General features: G+C 51.7%; 14 protein-coding genes, 5 tRNA genes and 3 rRNA genes. 3 read left to right on the top strand and 19 right to left on the bottom strand.

Annotation, left to right across the window (positions count from 1 at the left end; all coding sequences use genetic code 11):
* Nucleotides 1–330: 330 nt before the first annotated feature.
* The 9 genes from rplA to WH298_RS10730 form a co-directional block, all read right to left on the bottom strand.
* Nucleotides 331–1035, bottom strand: a complete 705-nt coding sequence (gene rplA, locus WH298_RS10770; RefSeq protein WP_007886296.1) for a 50S ribosomal protein L1 — start codon at nucleotides 1033–1035, stop codon at nucleotides 331–333.
* A 3-nt stretch (nucleotides 1036–1038) separates the two neighbouring features.
* On the bottom strand, nucleotides 1039–1467 hold the full coding sequence (gene rplK / locus WH298_RS10765) for a 50S ribosomal protein L11 (RefSeq protein ID WP_007886298.1): 429 nt from the start codon (nucleotides 1465–1467) through the stop codon (nucleotides 1039–1041).
* A 148-nt stretch (nucleotides 1468–1615) separates the two neighbouring features.
* Nucleotides 1616–2161 carry a transcription termination/antitermination protein NusG gene (gene nusG / locus WH298_RS10760; protein WP_007886300.1) on the bottom strand — a complete coding sequence of 182 codons (546 nt, stop codon included), beginning with the start codon at nucleotides 2159–2161 and terminating at the stop codon, nucleotides 1616–1618.
* 1 nt (nucleotide 2162) lies between these two features.
* Nucleotides 2163–2546: a preprotein translocase subunit SecE gene (gene secE / locus WH298_RS10755; protein ID WP_007886301.1), complete on the bottom strand. Its 384-nt coding sequence runs from the start codon at nucleotides 2544–2546 to the stop codon at nucleotides 2163–2165.
* A 227-nt stretch (nucleotides 2547–2773) separates the two neighbouring features.
* The gene (gene tuf / locus WH298_RS10750) at nucleotides 2774–3958 is read right to left on the bottom strand and encodes an elongation factor Tu (protein ID WP_180822597.1); all 1185 of its coding nucleotides are present in this window, start codon (nucleotides 3956–3958) and stop codon (nucleotides 2774–2776) included.
* A gap of 107 nt (nucleotides 3959–4065) precedes the next feature.
* A tRNA-Thr gene (locus tag WH298_RS10745) sits at nucleotides 4066–4141 on the bottom strand.
* A 5-nt stretch (nucleotides 4142–4146) separates the two neighbouring features.
* A tRNA-Gly gene (locus WH298_RS10740) sits at nucleotides 4147–4221 on the bottom strand.
* 192 nt (nucleotides 4222–4413) lie between these two features.
* A tRNA-Tyr gene (locus tag WH298_RS10735) sits at nucleotides 4414–4498 on the bottom strand.
* 7 nt (nucleotides 4499–4505) lie between these two features.
* Nucleotides 4506–4581: transfer RNA gene (locus WH298_RS10730), tRNA-Thr, on the bottom strand.
* A 328-nt stretch (nucleotides 4582–4909) separates the two neighbouring features.
* Between WH298_RS10730 and WH298_RS10725 the strand changes: the two genes are divergently transcribed.
* A complete protein-coding gene (locus tag WH298_RS10725; protein ID WP_180822838.1) occupies nucleotides 4910–5467 on the top strand; it encodes a GNAT family N-acetyltransferase in 558 nt (185 codons plus the stop codon).
* A gap of 202 nt (nucleotides 5468–5669) precedes the next feature.
* Nucleotides 5670–6620, top strand: a complete 951-nt coding sequence (gene coaA / locus WH298_RS10720; RefSeq protein WP_180822837.1) for a type I pantothenate kinase — start codon at nucleotides 5670–5672, stop codon at nucleotides 6618–6620.
* Nucleotides 6621–6681: 61 nt separating this feature from the next.
* On the opposite strand, the gene birA is transcribed toward coaA, so the two are convergent.
* The 10 genes from birA to pepQ all read right to left on the bottom strand — a co-directional run bounded on the left by birA (nucleotide 6682) and on the right by pepQ (nucleotide 18259).
* Nucleotides 6682–7644, bottom strand: a complete 963-nt coding sequence (gene birA / locus WH298_RS10715) for a bifunctional biotin--[acetyl-CoA-carboxylase] ligase/biotin operon repressor BirA (protein ID WP_180822836.1) — start codon at nucleotides 7642–7644, stop codon at nucleotides 6682–6684.
* On the bottom strand, nucleotides 7641–8678 hold the full coding sequence (murB, locus tag WH298_RS10710) for a UDP-N-acetylmuramate dehydrogenase (protein WP_180822835.1): 1038 nt from the start codon (nucleotides 8676–8678) through the stop codon (nucleotides 7641–7643). Before murB ends, birA begins: the two co-directional genes overlap by 4 nt.
* Before the next feature lie 149 nt (nucleotides 8679–8827).
* A 5S ribosomal RNA gene (gene rrf, locus WH298_RS10705) occupies nucleotides 8828–8943 on the bottom strand.
* Between the two features lie 100 nt (nucleotides 8944–9043).
* A 23S ribosomal RNA gene (locus WH298_RS10700) occupies nucleotides 9044–11950 on the bottom strand.
* Between the two features lie 214 nt (nucleotides 11951–12164).
* A tRNA-Glu gene (locus WH298_RS10695) sits at nucleotides 12165–12239 on the bottom strand.
* An 88-nt stretch (nucleotides 12240–12327) separates the two neighbouring features.
* A 16S ribosomal RNA gene (locus tag WH298_RS10690) occupies nucleotides 12328–13869 on the bottom strand.
* Together the 16S, 23S and 5S rRNA genes with 1 tRNA gene alongside form the textbook arrangement of a ribosomal RNA operon.
* A 408-nt stretch (nucleotides 13870–14277) precedes the next feature.
* Nucleotides 14278–14814 (bottom strand): menaquinone-dependent protoporphyrinogen IX dehydrogenase, encoded by a 537-nt coding sequence (gene hemG / locus WH298_RS10685; protein ID WP_180822834.1) that lies wholly within the window; start codon nucleotides 14812–14814, stop codon nucleotides 14278–14280.
* 17 nt (nucleotides 14815–14831) lie between these two features.
* Nucleotides 14832–16283 (bottom strand): Trk system potassium transporter TrkH, encoded by a 1452-nt coding sequence (gene trkH / locus WH298_RS10680; protein WP_009127916.1) that lies wholly within the window; start codon nucleotides 16281–16283, stop codon nucleotides 14832–14834.
* A gap of 27 nt (nucleotides 16284–16310) precedes the next feature.
* A complete protein-coding gene (locus WH298_RS10675) occupies nucleotides 16311–16928 on the bottom strand; it encodes an IMPACT family protein (protein WP_180822833.1) in 618 nt (205 codons plus the stop codon).
* Complete coding sequence (gene pepQ, locus WH298_RS10670) at nucleotides 16928–18259, bottom strand: Xaa-Pro dipeptidase (protein ID WP_180822832.1); 1332 nt, start codon at nucleotides 18257–18259, stop codon at nucleotides 16928–16930. The genes WH298_RS10675 and pepQ overlap by 1 nt, the downstream gene beginning before the upstream one ends.
* A 186-nt stretch (nucleotides 18260–18445) precedes the next feature.
* Here pepQ and fadB point away from each other — a divergent pair, with 186 nt between their 5' ends.
* Entirely contained in the window at nucleotides 18446–20629 is a 2184-nt protein-coding gene (fadB, locus tag WH298_RS10665) for a fatty acid oxidation complex subunit alpha FadB (RefSeq protein WP_180822831.1), read from the top strand.
* Nucleotides 20630–20637 lie beyond the last annotated feature (8 nt).

Here is a 20637-nt window from a genome sequence, read left to right as displayed (position 1 = left end):
GACCGGGAATAATTTCCCGGAACTCACTTCACTTATTCACCCGAGGGCGATAAGCGCTATTACACGGTGAGCAGAATCCAGTGAAGAAAAAATTCTTTTTGGTTCTGTCACCGTCTACGCAGGGTATTAAGCAAGATATCCGAAAATATTCTGCTCCTGCGGTCTTGGACGGAGGCCAGGATAAGGCCTGGCTCCAACCTAAGCGACTGAACTGCTAGGTGTTTAGACTTAGCTGATCATTCACTTTGAATCTGGGTTCTGGATTGAATTTTTAACCAGAACAACGGGCGTAAGATTCTAGATGAATTTTTCGCCCGTTACAAGCAGCAATTAGTTTGCTGATGCGCTCAGACCAGCCTGGTCAACGGCAACGCCGGCGCCCATGGTGGTAGAGATGCTGACTTTCTTGATGTACACGCCTTTCGCCTGTGAAGGTTTCGCTTTTTTCAGCGCAACCAGCAGAGATTCCAGGTTTTCTTTCAATTTGTCAGTGTCAAAATCCACTTTACCAATGGTGGTGTGGATGATGCCGTTTTTGTCGTTACGATAACGAACCTGACCTGCTTTAGCATTTTTAACTGCTTCAGCAACGTTAGGAGTTACAGTACCAACTTTCGGGTTAGGCATCAGACCGCGTGGGCCCAGAACCTGGCCCAACTGGCCAACAACGCGCATTGCATCTGGAGATGCGATAACAACGTCAAAGTTCATTTCGCCTTTCTTAATCTGCTCAGCCAGATCTTCCATACCTACCAGCTCTGCGCCAGCTGCTTTAGCAGCTTCAGCATTTGCGCCTTGGGTGAAGACAGCAACACGTACTGAACGACCAGTACCGTGCGGCAGAACGGTCGCGCCGCGCACGTTCTGATCAGATTTACGTGCATCGATGCCGAGGTTAACAGCAACGTCAACGCTTTCTACGAACTTAGCAGTAGCCAGTTCTTTCAGCAGAGCAACAGCTTCGTTGATGTCGTACTGCTTAGTAGCATCAACTTTGTCACGGATTACGCTCATGCGCTTGGTCAGCTTAGCCATTTATTAATCCTCTACTACCAGGCCCATGGAACGTGCAGTACCTTCGATAGAGCGAGTCATCGCTTCTACGTCAGAACCAGTCATGTCCGCAGCTTTAGTTTCTGCGATTTCACGTACCTGAGCACGGGAAACTTTACCGACTTTATCTTTGTTCGGCTTACCAGAACCAGACTTGATGCCCGCTGCTTTTTTCAGCAGTACGGCAGCCGGAGGGGTTTTGGTAACGAAGGTGAAAGAACGGTCGCTGTATACGGTGATAACAACAGGAGTAGGCAGGCCTTTCTCCAGGGATTCAGTCTTAGCGTTGAACGCTTTGCAGAATTCCATGATGTTAACACCCTGCTGACCCAGAGCTGGACCAACAGGTGGGCTTGGGTTAGCCATACCAGCTGCAACCTGCAGCTTAACGTAGGCTTGTACTTTCTTGGCCATGATAATTCCTCAATTGGGTTATAACGCCTGAAAAACAGGCTCCCCGTGATAACGATTTATACGCCGTTGCCGGCACATAAAAACAAAAGGCGCGAAATTATAGGTAAATTTCGCGCCTTTCGCAAGAGCTAAAAAGTGAACAAAAGGGTTAACCTTTCTCCACCTGAGCAAAGTCGAGTTCCACTGGCGTTGCGCGGCCAAAGATGGAAACAGACACTTTCAAGCGGCTCTTCTCGTAGTCCACTTCTTCGACCACACCGTTGAAGTCGGCAAACGGACCATCGCTGACGCGAACCATCTCGCCTGGCTCGAACAGTGTTTTTGGACGCGGTTTATCACCAACCTGCTGCAGACGGTTCATGATCGCGTCAACTTCTTTGTCACTGATTGGCGCTGGACGGTCAGAAGTACCACCAATAAAGCCCATTACACGCGGTACGCTACGCACTAAGTGCCAGCTGGCGTCATTCATCACCATCTGAACCAATACGTAGCCAGGGAAGAATTTACGTTCGCTTTTGCGGCGCTGGCCGCCACGGATTTCAACGACTTCTTCAGTCGGCACCATGACTTCGCCAAAAAGCTCTTCCATGTTGTGCAGTTTGATATGCTCGTGCAGCGACTTTGCTACACGTGCTTCAAAACCGGAGAACGCCTGAACGACGTACCAGCGTTTTTTTGGAGCTTCAGACATCTCAGAACCTCAGGCCAGTGATAAACGATACCAGGCGGACCAGAATGCCATCCAGCCCCCACAAAATCAGTGACATCACGGCAGTTACCGCGGCAACGATTAACGTGGTGTGCAATGTTTCCTGGCGAGTTGGCCAAATGACCTTACGCATTTCGGTTTTTGCTTCACGAGCAAATGCCACGGTCGCTTTACCTTTGATTGTCAGCAATGCAATGCCGCCTGCGGCAGCAATCAGCACAACTACAGCCAGCGCGCGCAGAGGCAATGTTACATCGCGATAAATATAGTTGCCGACGATTGCTACCAGGAGCAAGGCGACCACAACTACCCATTTCATCGCTTCAAGGCCGCGCCCGCTTCCTTGAGCTTCGGTATTCGCACTCATAAACCAACCTGCCACAATAATTCAGAAACTATTCTGCCCCGCAGAGCGAGGCATCCAAACCGAATGAGCTGTTGAGCGTAACTCGGTATCCAACGCCGTGAAACAGAGCCTGTCTCAACAATGATTATGATTGAAAATCACTGATGAGCCAGGTTCTATGTAACAGCGTGCAAAAAGGGCATCAAATGATGCCCTTTCCTTGTGCATTGCGTCAAATGTTATCGCAATTAAGCGATAATTGTAGCAACAACACCCGCACCAACAGTACGGCCGCCTTCACGGATAGCGAAGCGCAAGCCTTCATCCATCGCGATTGGGTGGATCAGCTCAACGGTCATCTGAACGTTGTCGCCTGGCATTACCATCTCAACGCCTTCTGGCAGCTCAACGTTGCCGGTCACGTCAGTGGTACGGAAGTAGAACTGTGGACGGTAGCCTTTGAAGAACGGAGTATGACGGCCGCCTTCATCTTTAGACAGAACGTACACTTCTGAAGTGAACTTGGTATGCGGCTTGATTGAAGCCGGCTTAGCCAGAACCTGACCACGCTGGATATCTTCACGCTTAATACCACGCAGCAGAACGCCACAGTTCTCGCCAGCCTGACCCTGGTCCAGCAGTTTGCGGAACATTTCAACGCCGGTACAGGTAGACTTAACAGTCGCCTTGATACCCACGATTTCAACTTCGTCGCCCACTTTAACGATACCGCGCTCAACACGACCGGTAACAACAGTACCACGGCCTGAGATTGAGAATACGTCTTCGATTGGCAGCAGGAACGGCAGGTCGATTGCACGTACTGGCTCTGGGATGTAGGTATCCAGATGCTCAGCCAGTTCAATGATCTTAGCTTCCCACTCAGCTTCGCCTTCCAGCGCTTTCAGAGCAGAACCGCGTACGATTGGAGTGTCGTCGCCTGGGAAGTCATATGCTGACAGCAGGTCACGTACTTCCATCTCAACCAGTTCCAGCAGCTCTTCATCATCAACCATGTCGCACTTGTTCAGGAACACGATGATGTAAGGAACGCCAACCTGACGACCCAGCAGGATGTGCTCACGGGTCTGAGGCATTGGGCCGTCAGTCGCAGCAACAACCAGGATCGCGCCGTCCATCTGCGCAGCACCGGTGATCATGTTTTTCACATAGTCGGCGTGGCCTGGGCAGTCAACGTGCGCATAGTGGCGAGTCGGGGTTTCATATTCAACGTGAGAAGTGTTGATGGTGATACCACGCGCTTTCTCTTCTGGCGCTTTATCGATCTCATCGAACTTGCTTGCTTTACCACCGTAGGTTTTAGCCAGAACGGTAGTGATTGCTGCAGTCAGGGTGGTTTTACCGTGGTCGACGTGACCGATGGTGCCCACGTTTACGTGCAGTTTGTTACGCTGAAATTGCTCTTTAGCCATCGCTAGTCCCTCTAAGACACGGATATATCGAAGATATCGTCATATCAACCAGGCAATGCCTGACTGTTTGGTTTACAGAGAGAGAATCAGGAGAGAGATAAAGGAAGTGGTGCTGATACCCAGAGTCGAACTGGGGACCTCACCCTTACCAAGGGTGCGCTCTACCAACTGAGCCATATCAGCACATCTGGAGCGGGCAGCGGGAATCGAACCCGCATCATCAGCTTGGAAGGCTGAGGTAATAGCCATTATACGATGCCCGCATCCTGGAACTCGGCTACCTGTTCTTTCTGTAGCTTATGAATAATAAAAGAAGACCTTCTATCATTCGAGCCAGTCAGAGTTTCTGACCGACGTTGATTGTGCTAACGCACAATCTGAAATTCGAAGGTGAGAGATGAAGAACTCACCCATCAGATAAGGACTTTATCTGATGCTCAACCAGGAGGTTGAGATGGTGGTGGGAGAAGGATTCGAACCTTCGAAGTCTGTGACGGCAGATTTACAGTCTGCTCCCTTTGGCCGCTCGGGAATCCCACCTACTTGATGGTGCCGGCTACCGGAATCGAACTGGTGACCTACTGATTACAAGTCAGTTGCTCTACCAACTGAGCTAAGCCGGCATCAAGTGGAGCGCATTCTAGGAAGACCCGAAGAAGGATGCAACAAAAAAATCGCTAAAATTGTTCTTTAGCTTACTATTTGTGCAAATCATCGCAAATCACTGCTCAACTGAAGCAAAACCATCCAAAATGCGTGCATTTTTACAGCACAAGGATAACTGGATAATTTAACACCCTCACCATCAACTGCGCTCATTTTTGGGGCACGTTGCCTATTTGCAGTGCAAATTATGAAAATAATTTTGATATGCATCCATTCAGCGGCATTTTTCTACTGGCCCGTAATTTGCTTAGTTCTTTAATCAAATCAGTTGAGGGAGGATATCGCATGAATATTGTTCAGCTCACTGCAGAAAATTTGCCTCAATATCGTTACGCGCTGGCCGCACTGATGATTGACGCAATAAAGAACAATATGACAACTGCATTTCAAAATTCGCGGGGAATGCAACGGCATCAGGATGCTGAGCGCTATTTTCATAGCTTGCGCGACCAAATGGCACGTCATGATTTGCTGATGTGGATTGCTATCATTGATTCGTCTCTGGTGGGGAGTGTGCAAATGGGTATTTGCCAGCGCCCAGATGGGCAAAATCGTGCAGAAGTTTTGCAGCTGCTGGTGCATTCTGGCGTTCAGCATGAAAAAATTGGACAGCGGTTAATGCAAGCGCTTGAGCAAAAGGCGGAAAGCCATCAGCGTGGACTCCTTTATTTGGATGTTATAGCGGGTTCATCAGCAGAAGAATTCTATCGGTCGCATGGCTACCATTATTTGGGAGAATTGCCTGACTATGCCTTATGCTCGGATGGACATTCTCATCCCAGCGCAATTTACTATAAACGGCTGCGTACCGGCTCAGCAGAAAATGTAGTTTCAAGCTACTGACCGACAAGAAAAATGTGGGCGCGCTTACGAAAGCGTGCTCATGTTTATCATTTTACTTCTTTTTAAAGTCATACTGGTGTTACCCTCCTGCCCATTGTTCTCGTTAATTACCCCTGTGACGTGCAATTGAGTTTGATACATCGTTGTATGCTCGATGCTACAAGGTGTTGATGAATCAGTATTTGCACTCAAATGCATGCTTATGAGTAAAAAAACGACACCTCTTACTACGCCCTATTTACAGTTCAATCGTCAACAATGGGCTGCACTACGCGATTCCGTACCAATGACACTGGCTGAAGGTGAAATCGAGCGGTTGCGTGGTATTAATGAAGATCTTTCATTAGAAGAAGTGGCTGAGATCTATCTGCCGCTATCGCGCCTGCTTAATTTCTATATCAGCTCTAATCTTCGTCGTCAGGCGGTGCTGGAACAATTTCTTGGCACGAATGGGCAGAAAATCCCTTATATCATTAGTATTGCCGGCAGTGTTGCTGTAGGTAAAAGCACCACGGCTCGCGTGCTTCAGGCATTACTTAGTCGCTGGCCAGAACATCGTAAGGTTGAACTCATTACTACTGATGGCTTTTTGCATCCCAATGCGGTGCTTAAAGAACGCGGTCTGATGAAGAAAAAAGGCTTCCCACAATCTTATGATATGCATCGCCTGGTGAACTTCGTTTCTGATTTGAAATCGGGAGCCAGTCAGGTGACAGCGCCAGTCTATTCACATCTGATTTATGATGTCATTCCTGATGGTGACAAAGTAGTACAACAACCGGACATTCTCATTCTTGAAGGATTGAATGTACTACAAAGTGGCATGGACTATCCTCACGATCCCCACCATGTATTTGTCTCAGATTTTGTAGATTTCTCTATTTATGTTGATGCACCTGAGTCCTTACTTGAAAATTGGTATGTAAATAGATTCTTAAAATTCCGTGAAGGTGCATTTAGCGACCCAGACTCATATTTCCATCACTATTCGCAGTTACCTGAAGAGGATGCGCTCAATATTGCGCGCGGACTTTGGAAAGAGATTAACTGGCTTAATTTAAAGGAAAATATTCTGCCGACGCGTGAAAGGGCCAGTTTGATTATGACTAAGTCTGCTGATCATGCGGTACAAAGCGTTCGTTTAAGAAAATAATATTTTGAATGAAACGCCCGCCATCATAAACGGGCGCTTTTTTATTATCAGAGATAAAGAATTAATTGTCAGGACGAAGGGAGATTTCGCCTCCAACCCAGGATTTAACTTCTCCATCCTGCTCCAATAATAAACCTCCTTGCTTATCGATACCCCGCGCAATACCGTATACTTCACGGTCACCAATAAGAAGTTTTACTGGACGATTAATGAAGTTATCGAGCGCTTCCCAACGTTTCACAAATGGCGCCAAACCATCACGTTCAAAAATTGGCAGAGCTTCACGAAGGCTATTAAGTAATTTTGCAGCTAATACATTTCGGTCAATATCAATTCCGGCTTCCTGCAAATTAATCCAACCTTGATTAATTTCCGTTGCGCCTTCAGACCTCATCAGTAAATTCACGCCCGCCCCTATGACAATCTGGGCGGCATCACCGGTTTTGCCCGTTAATTCAACTAAAATCCCTGCGAGTTTTCGGTCATTGAGATAAAGGTCATTTGGCCATTTAACGCGTACTTCAGGCGCGCCCAGCGATTGAATCACCTCCGCCATGATAATACCAATCACCAAACTTAATCCCATAGCCGCAGCTGGCCCCTCCTCCAGACGCCAATACATTGACATATAGAGGTTAGAACCAAAGGGAGAAAACCACTTACGACCACGACGTCCACGCCCTGCTTGCTGATACTCCGCAATGCATGCATAGCCAGAAGGTAATTGATCCATTCGATCCAACAAATATTGGTTCGTTGAATCAATAACAGGGATAACAGCCAGATTGGGTTGATGAAGATGTGACAAGATGATGTCTTCATCCAGTAACTGAATGGGGCCTGCCAAGCTGTATCCTTTCCCCGTTACCGTATATACATCCAGCCCCCAACTTTTTAATGTCTGTATATGTTTATTGATTGCTGCACGGCTCATGCCCAGAGCTTCACCCAGTTGTTCACCAGAGTGAAATTCGCCATCCGCCACCAATGCCACTAACTTTAGTGGCACGCTATTATCTTTCATGAAATCACCTCAACGGCGTTACGTTCGCCACGAGCACCGATAAAGCGCACTTCTGGCTCCAGCCAAACATCGAATTTTTTACCGACTTTATTTCTGACATGGTGCGCTAGATCGACAATATCCTGCGGTGTAGCATGATCTTCATTAATCAGTACCAGTGCCTGCTGGCGGTGAACGGCGGCGCCGCCCATGCGATAGCCTTTAAGGCCGCACTGATCTATCAACCATCCTGCCGCTAATTTAACTTCACCGTTTGGCTGTGAATAATGAGGAATGGTTGGCCACTCCTTAATTAGCGCAACTGCCAGCTCACCTGTGATGAGCGGATTTTTGAAGAAACTGCCCACATTACCTGTAATTTTTGGGTCAGGCAGTTTGCTTTGACGCATATGACAAATAGCATTGAATACATCCCAGGCACAGACTGTAGCAGGGTTTAATTTAGTCAGATCGCCATAGCTCAGAACAGGCTGCCACTGTTTTGCCAAACGTAATCCCACGCTTGTAATGACATAGTCGTTCTTCATCGCATGTTTGAAAATACTATCACGATAACCAAATTGGCACTCTTCCCGATGTAATCGGACAATTTTTTGTGACGGTAAATGCAAAGCCTCTACGTAATGACAAATATCTTTAAATTCGACTCCGTATGCACCAATATTTTGGATTGGTGCTGAACCGGCCTTACCGGGGATTAATGCCAGGTTCTCTAATCCTGTAATGCCTTTCTTCAGAGTTTGCTCGACTAAATTATGCCAATTCTCACCTGCGCCAACATGCAAATGCCATGCTTCGTCATGGTCATCGATGGTTATCCCTTTAATTGCGTTGACCACAACAGTGCCGCCGAAATCCTCAAGAAAGAGCATGTTGCTGCCCTCTCCCAATACAAGAAAAGGCAGATTTGATCGCTGACTATTCTGCCAGGCTGTGGTTATGGCGTCCGGAGTATCGGCGATGATCAGCGTGTGTGCGCTGACCGCAAGACCAAGGGTGTTGAAAGCTTTTAGGGATGTGCTGGGGCTGGACATTTCACGGCCTTTACTAATTAATCTGGCCGTAGTTTACCTGATCGCTATGATGCGAGTTTGATGTTTTCTGAGTTTACTTTGGAAAATTGGCGTTGTTTAGACGTAAAAAAGCCCTGAACTTCCGTTCAGGGCTTCTTCACCTAATTAATGCCTGGCAGTTCCCTACTCTCGCATGGGGAGACCCCACACTACCATCGGCGCTACGGCGTTTCACTTCTGAGTTCGGCATGGGGTCAGGTGGGACCACCGCGCTAAAGCCGCCAGGCAAATTCTGTTTCGTTCGCGAAGCCCTCACAGGCGCCGCAAACCAGTCCGTGAACAAGCTGAAAATCCGGTCTCTCAGACCAAAACGCCTCTGGCGTTGTAAGGTTAAGCCTCACGGGTCATTAGTACCGGTTAGCTCAACGCATCGCTGCGCTTACACACCCGGCCTATCAACGTCGTAGTCTTCAACGTCCCTTCAGGACTCTCAAGGAGTCAGGGAGAACTCATCTCGGGGCAAGTTTCGTGCTTAGATGCTTTCAGCACTTATCTTTTCCGCACTTAGCTACCGGGCAGTGCCATTGGCATGACAACCCGAACACCAGTGGTGCGTTCCCTCCGGTCCTCTCGTACTAGGAGCAACCCCCCTCAATTCTCCAGCGCCCACGGCAGATAGGGACCGAACTGTCTCACGACGTTCTAAACCCAGCTCGCGTACCACTTTAAACGGCGAACAGCCGTACCCTTGGGACCTACTTCAGCCCCAGGATGTGATGAGCCGACATCGAGGTGCCAAACACCGCCGTCGATATGAACTCTTGGGCGGTATCAGCCTGTTATCCCCGGAGTACCTTTTATCCGTTGAGCGATGGCCCTTCCATTCAGAACCACCGGATCACTATGACCTGCTTTCGCACCTGCTCGAGCCGTCACTCTCGCAGTCAAGCTGGCTTATGCCATTGCACTAACCTCCTGATGTCCGACCAGGATTAGCCAACCTTCGTGCTCCTCCGTTACTCTTTGGGAGGAGACCGCCCCAGTCAAACTACCCACCAGACACTGTCCGCAGCCCGGATTACGGGCCTACGTTAGAACATCAAACATTAAAGGGTGGTATTTCAAGGTTGGCTCCACGCAGACTGGCGTCCACGCTTCAAAGCCTCCCACCTATCCTACACATCAAGGCTCAATGTTCAGTGTCAAGCTATAGTAAAGGTTCACGGGGTCTTTCCGTCTTGCCGCGGGTACACTGCATCTTCACAGCGATTTCAATTTCACTGAGTCTCGGGTGGAGACAGCCTGGCCATCATTACGCCATTCGTGCAGGTCGGAACTTACCCGACAAGGAATTTCGCTACCTTAGGACCGTTATAGTTACGGCCGCCGTTTACCGGGGCTTCGATCAAGAGCTTCTCCTTGCGGATAACCCCATCAATTAACCTTCCGGCACCGGGCAGGCGTCACACCGTATACGTCCACTTTCGTGTTTGCACAGTGCTGTGTTTTTAATAAACAGTTGCAGCCAGCTGGTATCTTCGACTGGCTTCGGCTCGGGGAGCAAGTCCCTCTACCTACGCGCCAGCGTGCCTTCTCCCGAAGTTACGGCACCATTTTGCCTAGTTCCTTCACCCGAGTTCTCTCAAGCGCCTTGGTATTCTCTACCTGACCACCTGTGTCGGTTTGGGGTACGATTTCGTGTTACCTGGAGCTTAGAGGCTTTTCCTGGAAGCAGGGCATCAGTTACTTCACCACCGTGGTGGCTCGTCGTCACGCCTCAGCCTTAAGACACCCCGGATTTACCAAAGGTGTCAGCCTACACGCTTAAACCGGGACAACCGTCGCCCGGATAACCTAGCCTTCTCCGTCCCCCCTTCGCAGTAACACCAAGTGCAGGAATATTAACCTGCTTCCCATCGACTACGCTTTTCAGCCTCGCCTTAGGGGTCGACTCACCCTGCTCCGATTAACGTTGAACAGGAACCCTTGGTCTTCCGGCGAGCGGGCTTTTCACCCGCTTTATCGTTACTTATGTCAGCATTCGCACTTCTGATACCTCCAGCATGCCTCACAGCACACCTTCGACGGCTTACAGAACGCTCCCCTACCCAACAACGCATACGCGTCGCTGCCGCAGCTTCGGTGCATGGTTTAGCCCCGTTACATCTTCCGCGCAGGCCGACTCGACCAGTGAGCTATTACGCTTTCTTTAAATGATGGCTGCTTCTAAGCCAACATCCTGGCTGTCTGTGCCTTCCCACATCGTTTCCCACTTAACCATGACTTTGGGACCTTAGCTGGCGGTCTGGGTTGTTTCCCTCTTCACGACGGACGTTAGCACCCGCCGTGTGTCTCCCGTGATAACATTCTCCGGTATTCGCAGTTTGCATCGGGTTGGTAAGCCGGGATGGCCCCCTAGCCGAAACAGTGCTCTACCCCCGGAGATGAGTTCACGAGGCGCTACCTAAATAGCTTTCGGGGAGAACCAGCTATCTCCCGGTTTGATTGGCCTTTCACCCCCAGCCACAAGTCATCCGCTAATTTTTCAACATTAGTCGGTTCGGTCCTCCAGTTAGTGTTACCCAACCTTCAACCTGCCCATGGCTAGATCACCGGGTTTCGGGTCTATACCCTGCAACTTAACGCCCAGTTAAGACTCGGTTTCCCTGCGGCTCCCCTATACGGTTAACCTTGCTACAGAATATAAGTCGCTGACCCATTATACAAAAGGTACGCAGTCACCCCATAAATGAGGCTCCCACTGCTTGTACGTACACGGTTTCAGGTTCTGTTTCACTCCCCTCGCCGGGGTTCTTTTCGCCTTTCCCTCACGGTACTGGTTCACTATCGGTCAGTCAGGAGTATTTAGCCTTGGAGGATGGTCCCCCCATATTCAGACAGGATACCACGTGTCCCGCCCTACTCTTCGAACTCACAATCTGTGCACTTTCGTGTACGGGACTATCACCCGGTATCGTGCGACTTTCCAGACGCTTCCACTAACGCACAAACTGATTCAGGTTCTGGGCTGTTCCCCGTTCGCTCGCCGCTACTGGGGGAATCTCGGTTGATTTCTTTTCCTCTGGGTACTTAGATGTTTCAGTTCCCCAGGTTCGCCTCGCAACACTATGTATTCATGTTGCGATGATGCACTGAGTGCACCGGGTTTCCCCATTCGGACATCGTCGGCTGTAGCGGTTCATATCACCTTACCGACGCTTTACGCAGATTAGCACGTCCTTCATCGCCTCTGACTGCCAGGGCATCCACCGTGTACGCTTAGTCGCTTAACCTCACAACCCACAGGCGTTTTGCAACGCTCGGGACTGTAAGCATTTGAGAGACTCGAACGCATCGTGATTTCATTCCTATTACGGAGAATGAAAACAACACGTCGTTTCAATTTTCAGCTTGTTCCGGATTGTTAAAGAGCAGTATCTCAAACATGACGGTTACGTCAGTTTTGAGATACGTCGTGGAGACACCTTTCACCTGTCACCAAGCAAGTGGCGTCCCCTAGGGGATTCGAACCCCTGTTGCCGCCGTGAAAGGGCGGAGTCCTAACCGCTAGACGAAGGGGACACGATAGTGTCACGACTTCGCAGCCGTCTTGCTCATTACTTTCTATCAGACAATCTGTGTGAGCACTTCGCGGGAAGGTATCTTCAGGTAAGGAGGTGATCCAACCGCAGGTTCCCCTACGGTTACCTTGTTACGACTTCACCCCAGTCATGAATCACAAAGTGGTAAGCGCCCTCCCGAAGGTTAAGCTACCTACTTCTTTTGCAACCCACTCCCATGGTGTGACGGGCGGTGTGTACAAGGCCCGGGAACGTATTCACCGTAGCATTCTGATCTACGATTACTAGCGATTCCGACTTCACGGAGTCGAGTTGCAGACTCCGATCCGGACTACGACGCACTTTATGAGGTCCGCTTGCTCTCGCGAGGTCGCTTCTCTTTGTATGCGCCATTGTAGCACGTGTGTAGCCCTACTCGTAAGGGCCATGATGACTTGACGTCATCCCCACCTTCCTCCAGTTTATCACTGGCAGTCTCCTTTGAGTTCCCGGCCGGACCGCTGGCAACAAAGGATAAGGGTTGCGCTCGTTGCGGGACTTAACCCAACATTTCACAACACGAGCTGACGACAGCCATGCAGCACCTGTCTCACGGTTCCCGAAGGCACCAGGGCATCTCTGCCAAGTTCCGTGGATGTCAAGAGTAGGTAAGGTTCTTCGCGTTGCATCGAATTAAACCACATGCTCCACCGCTTGTGCGGGCCCCCGTCAATTCATTTGAGTTTTAACCTTGCGGCCGTACTCCCCAGGCGGTCGACTTAACGCGTTAGCTCCGGAAGCCACTCCTCAAGGGAACAACCTCCAAGTCGACATCGTTTACGGCGTGGACTACCAGGGTATCTAATCCTGTTTGCTCCCCACGCTTTCGCACCTGAGCGTCAGTCTTCGTCCAGGGGGCCGCCTTCGCCACCGGTATTCCTCCAGATCTCTACGCATTTCACCGCTACACCTGGAATTCTACCCCCCTCTACGAGACTCTAGCCTGCCAGTTTCGAATGCAGTTCCCAGGTTAAGCCCGGGGATTTCACATCCGACTTGACAGACCGCCTGCGTGCGCTTTACGCCCAGTAATTCCGATTAACGCTTGCACCCTCCGTATTACCGCGGCTGCTGGCACGGAGTTAGCCGGTGCTTCTTCTGCGGGTAACGTCAATCGGTGAGGTTATTAACCTCACCGCCTTCCTCCCCGCTGAAAGTACTTTACAACCCGAAGGCCTTCTTCATACACGCGGCATGGCTGCATCAGGCTTGCGCCCATTGTGCAATATTCCCCACTGCTGCCTCCCGTAGGAGTCTGGACCGTGTCTCAGTTCCAGTGTGGCTGGTCATCCTCTCAGACCAGCTAGGGATCGTCGCCTAGGTGAGCCATTACCCCACCTACTAGCTAATCCCATCTGGGCACATCCGATGGTGTGAGGCCCGAAGGTCCCCCACTTTGGTCTTGCGACGTTATGCGGTATTAGCTACCGTTTCCAGTAGTTATCCCCCTCCATCGGGCAGTTTCCCAGACATTACTCACCCGTCCGCCACTCGTCACCCAAGGAGCAAGCTCCTCTGTGCTACCGTCCGACTTGCATGTGTTAGGCCTGCCGCCAGCGTTCAATCTGAGCCATGATCAAACTCTTCAATTTAAGTTTGATTTGCTTAAACAAGTTAAGCGGTGCTCATCTGTAAAACGTCATAATGAATTTCATTATGTGTTCACTCGTGAGACTTGATATTTTTTTGCGTCCGGAGACGCTGATATCAATCCTGCGAGTGCCCACACAGATTGTCTGATAAATTGTTAAAGAGCGTTGCGAACAGCGGGTTAACCGCCTGTCGCGAGGTGGCGTATATTACGCTTTCCTCCTTCAGAGTCAAACACTTTTTTCAGCGCTTTCATCCGGCGGGATGAATTTCTTCACTCCCTGCTGAGCCGCCTGCGTTGCCGCTTTGCCGTCTCAGTGGTGGCGCATTATAGGGAGTTATTCGGAGGTGACAAGGGTTTATTGCAAAAAAATGATCGTTCGACCTAAATTTCGCCACAACGCTGTATTTCACAACGATTTGCCTGGTAACTGTGCAAAATCCTGGGCAAAAAGCGTCACTTTATTCCAATCGGTGTATTCCACTTCTTTTGATGTATCCGTTTCTCCACCTGTCATCCGCATAATGAATTGAATCATGATCCGATCAAACCAGCGATAACGCGGATAACGCAGTGCACCGGCAAAAACCGCACAGCAATCTGGCTGCCAGGGTGACTGCTCCAGAAACTTGCGCGTATAAGCATTGGTTGCTGGCGTGCACTTGTCGGCTTTACGCGCCGTCAGGTTGACACTAAAGAAGCCGCTTACGCGCTGGTGCAGCTGTGCCTTATGCTGCGTGACAAATTTCATCAGCGCAGGATTGAAATGCCCGTAGCGGATCGATGCCCCAATCAGCACGCGATCGTACTGAGACCAATCCACCTTCTGCGCCTCAGCTAAATCAAGCACGTCGCACAGCTGATGCGGAACTAACGTCTGCGCAATGCGCGCGGCAATTTCACGGGTTTGCCCATCGCGGCTGGAATAAAGAATTAACGCTTTCATTACACAATCCTATTTTATTATTCGCGCCAGAAGGTCGGTGTGAACAACACCAGCAGCGTGAACACTTCGAGGCGCCCAAACAGCATGGTCAAAATCAAGATCCACTTCGCCACATCATTCATCGAAGTGAAGTTGTCGGCCACCACGCCCAAACCGGGGCCAAGATTATTCAAGGTCGCCGCCACGGCGGCAAACGCGGAGAAGTCATCCACACCAGTCGCGATGATTGCCAGCATGCTGAGCAGGAACACCAGCGCATAGGCTGAGAAGAATCCCCACACCGCTTCAAGAATACGTTCAGGTAGTGCGCGGTTACCCAATTTAATGGTGTAAACCGCATTCGGATGCACCAGGCGTTTCAATTCACGCGAACCCTGTTTAAACAGCAGCAGAATACGAATCACTTTCAAACCGCCGCCGGTCGAACCCGCCATTCCGCCGATAAAGGCCGAACACAATAGCAATACCGGTAGAAACAGGGGCCAGCGCGCAATGCTGTCGGTGGTAAATCCAGCCGTGGTTGCCATCGAGACCACCTGGAAAAACGCCTGGTTGAGCGTTTGCCAGCCGCTGGCGTACACATTGTGAAAATACAACACCACCGTACAGATCAGCACTAATGTGAGTTGTACGCCAATAAACATGCGGAATTCGGGATCGCGCCAATACACTTTCAGGTTGCGGCCGCTTAATAGAGAAAAATGCAGGCCGTAGTTACATCCCGAGATCAGCAAAAACACTGCGACGATAGTGTTGATGGTTGGGCTATTAAAGTAACCGATGCTGGCATCATGCGTGGAGAAGCCACCAATGGCGATAGTTGAGAAACTATGGCCGATGGCATCAAACATTGGCATGCCCGCCAACCACAGCGCCACCGCACAGGCTACGGTGAGCAAAACATAGATCAGCCACAGCGTTTTCGCCGTTTCTGCGATACGCGGGCGCATCTTGTTATCTTTTAGCGGTCCTGGCATCTCCGCGCGATATAGCTGCATGCCACCCACGCCCAGAATTGGCAAAATCGCTACCGCCAGCACAATGATTCCCATCCCGCCGAGCCACTGCAACATCTGACGATAGAACAGAATCGCTTTCGGAAGCGTATCAAGTCCCACCAGCGTGGTAGCGCCCGTTGTGGTAAGGCCGGAGAAAGATTCAAAGAATGCATCGGTAATCGAAAGATGGGGCTGCTCGGCGAAAATAAACGGCATCGCACCCACGCTGCCCAGCACGGTCCAGAACAGCACCACGATGAGGAAACCTTCACGCGGCTTAAGTTCCGATTTTTGTTTGCGGTTTGGCCACCACAGCAGCGAACCAATGACGATCGCCATCATAAAGGTTTGACTAAACGCGCGCCCGGCACCGTCCCGGTAAATTAAGGCGACGAGGCCGGGTAAGATCATGGTCACCGAGAACAGAATCACCAGCAGGCCCACAATGCGGGTAATGGCGCGAAAATGCATTCAGCCGTTTCCTTTAAACAGATGCTTTTAGTTTGTCAGCGGGATGAGCGTCAGCGCGCCCCGGCTGTAATCAGAGAGGTTTTGGCGAAAGCCATCAATCTGCGCATGCGGCAATGCTAAACGCAGCGCAATACGATCCAGATAATGGCTCTCTTCTATAATGCCGTCAAAACGCTGCAGCAAGCGCTCAATGTCGCTGAGTTGGGCATAATCACATTGCAGGCTGAAGGATTCCATCGGCACTTTACGCTGACGGGCTAATTGCTTCAGCCCCTGCTGCACGCCGCCGCCGTAAGCTTTTACCAGCCCTCCGGTACCGAGCATGATGCCGCCGTAATAACGCACCACCACCGCAGTCACTTCACCCACGCCACTGCCCATCAACTGGGCCAGCATGGGTTTGCCCGCCGTGCCGGACGGTTCGCCATCATCAGAGAAACCCAACTGCTGTGAATCATCCGGCGCACCGGCCACCCACGCCCAGCAGTGATGGCGGGCGGTGGGATGCTCCTGCTTCACCTGCTGAACAAACGCGCGCGCCGCTTCCACGCCCGCAGTATGCGCCAGCAGAGTAATGAAACGACTTTTCTTGATAGTTTCCTCGCTGAGACTCACAGCCTCAGCGGGAATGTCGTAAGCATTCATCAGGCAAGGTGCAGATCGCGCGTCATGTTTTCAACGCGATTAGCGTGAATCACCACGTTATCCTCGATACGAATGCCGCCGTACGGTTTCAGTGCATCAATTGCCGCCCAGTCGAAATACTGGCTGAACTTGCCGCCGCGCAGCTTCGCCAGCAGCGAATCGATGATATAGAAGCCGGGTTCGATAGTCAGCACCATGCCAGGTTCCAGCACGCGCGTGCAACGCAGATACGGATATTGCGACGGCGCAGCCAGATGCGTGCCGCTATCGTCCTGCATAAAGCCGGCAACATCGTGCACCTGCAGGCCCAGCGGATGTCCCAGCCCGTGCGGCATAAACGGACCGGTTAAATCTTCCGCCACCAGCGTCTCTTCGGTCAGACCTTTCACCAGCTCAAACTTCAGCAGCAGCCGCGCAATGCGCTGATGCATCTGCAGATGATAATCGGTATAGCGCACGCCGGCTTTCAAGGTGGCGATCAGCGCCAGCTCTTCCTTGTTCATCGCGGCTACCATTTCGGCATAGCGCGATTTACTCTGCGCCGCATAGCTGCGCGTCAGGTCAGCGGCATAACCGAGATACTCCGCCCCGGCATCAATCAGGAAGCTGTGCCGTTTCGCCGGCGGCTGATGGTCCAGTTTGGTGTAGTGCAGCACCGCGGCATGTTCATTAAGCGCGATAATATTGCCGTATGGCACATCGGTATCGCGATGGCCGGTCGCAGTCAGGTAAGCGATGTTGATATCGAACTCGCTCATACCCGATTCGAATGCCTCTTTGGCTGCGCGATGCCCCGCCACCGCCAGCTTCTGCGCTTCGCGCATACAGGCCAGCTCGTAATCGGTTTTGATGCTGCGATGATAATGCAGGTAATCGATCACGCCCTTAGGGTTCACCTGCTCGCCGTTAATGCCGAGCTGGGAAGCGCGTAACGGTACCGGACCAATATACGCCACGTTATCGCGTTGTGCAGGCAGCAACTGCGCGATGTCATCGGCACTCTTTAGGCCAATCACGTCAACATCGTTGGTCCAGAAGCTGTTTGGCAGTGGCTCGACGTTATGCCAGTAATCCACCGGCGAGTAGAACCACAGCTTGGGTTTATTCACACCATCAATCCATAACCAGCAGTTTGGCACCTGCGTCACCGGCACCCACGCTTTGAACTGAGGATTCACCTTAAACGGATAGTCGTGATCGTCGAGAAAAACGGTCAGCAGCTCGCCGGAATGAATCAGCATGGCATCAAGCTTAAAGCGAGCCAGCACCTGCTGCGCTCGCTGCTGCAGCGTATTGATGTGCGCGTGATACAGGGTTTTCAGTGAATCCATGGACTTGTCTCCAATGTCGCGAAAGTGGCCGCAGTGTAGCACAGCCGTGTTGGCGATGCCGTGCTGCACGCGCTGTGATCGTTGTATCAAATTATCAAACTCTCGTTTGCAAATAATTAACATCACACTCACACTCCAAATCATCTGGTATGACCAGATCACCTTTCGCGGTTTCAGGAGACGGACATGCTCTACCAAGGCGATACCCTTTCAGTGCACTGGCTTGACGATGGCATCGCCGAGCTGGTATTCGATGCGCCCGGTTCGGTGAATAAACTCGATACCAAAACCGTCGCCTCCCTGGGCGAGGCGCTAAGCGTCTTAGAACAGCAACCCGCTCTGCGCGGCCTGCTGCTCTCTTCGGCCAAACCGGCATTTATTGTCGGCGCCGACATTACAGAATTCCTGTCGCTGTTTGACGCGCCAGAAGAGAAGTTGAGTCAGTGGCTGGCATTTGCTAACAGCATCTTCAATCGTCTGGAAGATTTGCCGGTGCCAACCGTAGCCGCCATCGATGGTTATGCGCTGGGTGGCGGCTGCGAATGCGTGCTGGCAGTTGACTTCCGCATTGCTACGCCCACCGCGCGTATCGGCTTGCCGGAAACCAAACTGGGCATCATGCCGGGCTTTGGCGGCAGCGTACGTCTGCCGCGGCTGCTCGGCGCTGACAGTGCGATGGAAATCATCGCCGCGGGTAAAGATCTCGATGGCAATAGCGCCCTGAAACTCGGTTTAGTGGATGCAGTGGTCAACAGCGACAAACTGCGCGCCGCAGCGCTGACGGTATTACAGGACGCCATCGCGCAGGGCAACTGGCAGGTCCGCCGGGCGCCGAAGCTGGCGCCGCTTAAACTCAGCCCGATCGAAGCCGCCATGAGCTTTACCATCGCCAAAAGCATGGTGCTGCAGACCGCCAGCAAACACTATCCGGCCCCCGTTACCGCGATAAAAACCATTGAGGCTGCCGCCACCTTGGGGCGCGATGATGCGCTGAAGCTGGAGACCGCCGCTTTTGTGCCGCTGGCGCAAAGTGATGTAGCCCGCGCGCTGGTCGGCATCTTCCTTAACGATCAATACGTCAAAGGCTTGGCGAAGAAACATAGCAGTGCGGCCGGTGCACCGCAGCAAGCTGCGGTATTAGGTGCCGGCATTATGGGCGGCGGCATCGCCTATCAATCTGCCTGGAAAGGCGTGCCGGTAATGATGAAAGATATCAATCCACAAGCGCTGACGCTTGGCATGACCGAAGCCAGCAAGCTGCTTAACAAGCAGCTGGAGCGCGGCAAAATTACTGGCGCGAAGCTGGCCAGCGTGCTCACCACCATTCAGCCCACGCTGGATTACGCGGGATTTGAACGCACCGATGTGGTAGTGGAAGCCGTGGTTGAGAATCCGCAGATCAAAGCCAAAGTGCTGGCAGAAACCGAGCAGCACCTGCGCGAAGATGCCATTCTCGCCTCCAACACCTCAACCATTCCGATCAGCCAGCTGGCGAAAGCCTTAAAACGCCCGGAAAACTTCTGTGGCATGCACTTCTTCAATCCGGTGCCGCGTATGCCGCTGGTTGAGGTGATTCGCGGTGAGCAAACCTCAGAGGCCACCATCAGCAAAGTGGTGGCCTGGGCCAGCAAAATGGGCAAAACGCCGATTGTGGTGAATGATTGCCCCGGCTTCTTTGTCAATCGCGTGCTGTTCCCCTACTTCGCCGCCTTCAGCCTGCTGCTGCGCGACGGCGCGGATTTCCGCCAGGTCGACAAAGTGATGGAAAAACAGTTCGGCTGGCCGATGGGCCCGGCCTGGCTGCTGGATGTAGTCGGCATTGATACCGCGCATCATGCCCAACAGGTGATGGCGCAAGGTTTCCCGTCACGCATGCAGAAAGATTATCGCGACGCCATCGACGTGCTGTTTGACGCTAAACGTTACGGCCAGAAAAACGGCCAGGGTTTTTACCGCTGGGAGTTGGACAACAAAGGCAAAGCGCAGAAAAAAGCCGATGCCGCAGTGGATGCACTGCTGGAGCCAATCAACCAACCGAAGCGCGTGTTCAGCGATGAAGAGATTCTTAACCGCATGATGCTGCCGATGCTCAATGAAGTGGTGCGCTGCCTCGAAGAGCAGATCATCGCTTCACCGGCCGAAGCCGACATGGCGCTGGTCTACGGCTTAGGCTTCCCGCCGTTCCGCGGCGGCGCGTTCCGCTACATGGATATGCTCGGCACCAGCAACGTGGTCGATCAGGCCAAACGTTACACCGCGCTGGGCCCGCTGTATGCGCTGCCGGCGCTGCTGTTGCAAAAAGCCCAACAGCATCAGAGCTGGTATCCCGCGGTGCAACCGATTGACGAAGCGGCGCTGCAAAGTGCCTGAGGTAATGA

It is taken from the genome of Pantoea nemavictus, from assembly GCF_037479095.1.
In the GTDB taxonomy this organism is placed as follows: Bacteria; Pseudomonadota; Gammaproteobacteria; order Enterobacterales; family Enterobacteriaceae; genus Pantoea; species Pantoea nemavictus.
This window is presented reverse-complemented; position numbering and strand designations above follow the sequence as displayed.

Coding starts and splice junctions, on each gene's coding strand:
- pepQ (WP_180822832.1), bottom strand. CDS start 18,259: ATGGATTCACTGAAAACCCTGTATCACGCGCACATCAATACGCTGCAG.
- hemG (WP_180822834.1), bottom strand. CDS start 14,814: ATGAAAGCGTTAATTCTTTATTCCAGCCGCGATGGGCAAACCCGTGAA.
- trkH (WP_009127916.1), bottom strand. CDS start 16,283: ATGCATTTTCGCGCCATTACCCGCATTGTGGGCCTGCTGGTGATTCTG.
- murB (WP_180822835.1), bottom strand. CDS start 8,678: ATGTCCAGCCCCAGCACATCCCTAAAAGCTTTCAACACCCTTGGTCTT.
- WH298_RS10675 (WP_180822833.1), bottom strand. CDS start 16,928: ATGAATGCTTACGACATTCCCGCTGAGGCTGTGAGTCTCAGCGAGGAA.
- nusG (WP_007886300.1), bottom strand. CDS start 2,161: ATGTCTGAAGCTCCAAAAAAACGCTGGTACGTCGTTCAGGCGTTCTCC.
- fadB (WP_180822831.1), top strand. CDS start 18,446: ATGCTCTACCAAGGCGATACCCTTTCAGTGCACTGGCTTGACGATGGC.
- rplK (WP_007886298.1), bottom strand. CDS start 1,467: ATGGCCAAGAAAGTACAAGCCTACGTTAAGCTGCAGGTTGCAGCTGGT.
- coaA (WP_180822837.1), top strand. CDS start 5,670: ATGAGTAAAAAAACGACACCTCTTACTACGCCCTATTTACAGTTCAAT.
- birA (WP_180822836.1), bottom strand. CDS start 7,644: ATGAAAGATAATAGCGTGCCACTAAAGTTAGTGGCATTGGTGGCGGAT.
- rplA (WP_007886296.1), bottom strand. CDS start 1,035: ATGGCTAAGCTGACCAAGCGCATGAGCGTAATCCGTGACAAAGTTGAT.
- tuf (WP_180822597.1), bottom strand. CDS start 3,958: ATGGCTAAAGAGCAATTTCAGCGTAACAAACTGCACGTAAACGTGGGC.
- WH298_RS10725 (WP_180822838.1), top strand. CDS start 4,910: ATGAATATTGTTCAGCTCACTGCAGAAAATTTGCCTCAATATCGTTAC.
- secE (WP_007886301.1), bottom strand. CDS start 2,546: ATGAGTGCGAATACCGAAGCTCAAGGAAGCGGGCGCGGCCTTGAAGCG.